This window comes from Cysteiniphilum halobium (assembly GCF_003574425.1).
GTDB classification, from domain to species: Bacteria; Pseudomonadota; Gammaproteobacteria; order Francisellales; family Francisellaceae; genus Caedibacter; species Caedibacter halobius.
In genome coordinates, this window is sequence record NZ_QLIU01000100.1 from 1 (window position 1) to 2,161 (window position 2,161).

1 protein-coding gene is annotated in these 2,161 nt (G+C 38.9%); it reads right to left on the reverse strand.

Features of this window, described 5'->3' with window-relative positions:
- A partial coding sequence (locus DNK85_RS11070; protein WP_162896708.1) for an autotransporter outer membrane beta-barrel domain-containing protein occupies positions 1 to 2,161 on the reverse strand: 2,161 nt, incomplete at both ends.

Here is a 2,161-nt window from a genome sequence, read left to right on the forward strand (position 1 = left end):
GCACCAGTACCTTGACTAAACCGAGGCTCTGGCCATGCAACACCGGTTGTAAACTCATCTTCAGGAATATCAGGTAATGGATTTAATGTGCTTGTTGCTGTCTGACCAGTTTGCGGTAGCTCGACACTGACCACTCTCGTGGTTAAAATAAGTGGTGCATTACTAATAGTACTTACTTCACCGGTTGCCACAAACTGATATACTTGTCCGACAGTTACTAAGTTAGAAACAATATTCATATCAAAGCTACAAGATGACCCAATCAATAGACTTGTGCCATTGGCGCAAGCTTGGTTAGTGACAGTAAAAAACGTCTCATCTCCTGATGTTGAATTGATAATAATGCTTTGAATGTCAGTTTCTCCTAAATTATATAGATCGATTGAAAGTGCTAAGCCATCTTTAGGTAAATAGATTAAATTAGGTAAGCTAAGCTCAGCGATTGAATCATTATAAACTAAATATCCCAAAGCAGAATTAATTGCAAAGCTCTGTGGCAAACTATCTTGACGCATATTATTAGCTTGTAATGCAATCAATTCATAGGTTGCTCTGGGGGTTGCGGGGTCTATTTGAATGCCAACAAAACATGTTTCTGAATCACCAATGGGTATGCCGTCTAAACAATTAGGGCTTTGCGATGGTGTGACAATACTGATGTTACTTATGCTACAGCTATCCTCGCCATCTAGCACACAAGATATTTGGTAATCACTAGCAAGCGTTGAAGGTTCCCAATCATTATTGCTGGTAAGATTGGTAAGCTCGGCATCGATCACACTTAAGCCGGCGGCTGGTCTTGGAGTAGAAGCAATTGCAGAAATCCCAACAGCAACACCTTCAATAGTTACAGGCAACATCGCGCCGTTATTTTCAAGGGTTTGACTATCCCCATAGACGGTAAGTTGATATGTGCCATCGACAACTGCATTATTGGCCAGTATTTCTAGATCACAAGTAGCACCACTTTGTAAGGTAATGGTGTTTGCCAGATTACCACAAAAGCTATCTTGTATTACGATTCCTACAGAATTCAATGCTGTTTCATCAACATAAAAATTAGTAATATCTAAATCCCCTAAATTGGTAATAGTTAAGAATTCAGGCTCTGGCGCACTGCTTTTTGCTAGCGTAATGGTAGAGGGAGAAAATGTCGCATAGCCTAAACTTGAGGTAATGCTAAACCCTTGCGTTACCACTTCAGCTAAATTATTTGCTAAATTTAACTGTAAAGAATAATTGCCTACTTGGGCAACATCAGACACTGCAATACCCAAGGTACAGCTTTCGTTTTGTGCAACGGCATTGCCATTTAAACAATAACTACCAACACCAGCATCTACTACGCTTATTCCAGTTGTATTGTTGCCAATAATTTGATAACTACTTCCTACTGTACTAGGCTGCCAGCTAAGTGGTGAGATATTCGTTAACTCAACCTGTGTTATGGTTGTATCCACATTGGGTTGAGGGATACTATTAATGCTTGAAATAGTTACATCAGTACCCACAGCGTTCACCGAAAGCGCATAGGCTACTGATGAACTATCTGCGGTATTTGCTGTGACTGAAATAACAGCATTAAAACTACCTACTGCATTAGCCACACTTGCGGCAAACGTGCAAGATTGACCTGCGCTTAAGCTACTACTACAAGTGTTATTGGCTATGGTGAGATTATTTGGAAAAGATATACTCAGATTACTCAAGGCGGTCTCGCCAATATTTTTGATGCTAATCGTCTTACTTGCATCACCAATATTAAGAGGAAGGTTTGTCAATTCATTCATATTACTATTTAAAAACTGTAGTTGTCCTAGACTTCCGGCAATGGAGAAATTATTCCGTTGTAAAGTTTGAAGATTATTATCAGGAGAAACTAAAAACGCATAGTTACCAGTATCGGTATTATGATTAATTTGAAAGACAACATTACAACTATTATTAGGAGCAATGGTAGTAGTGTTTAAACAACTACTACCATTCAAGGCGCCAAGTATATTGATATTAGAGGCATTTACACTTTGTCCTTGTAATGCAACAATATAATTGTCGATCATGGTTGAAGGTAGCCAGTTTAACTTACCAATATTCTTTAATGTCACAACCACGTTTTGACTGTTACTAATCGGTCGATTGACGGCATTATTGGTGCCTATTG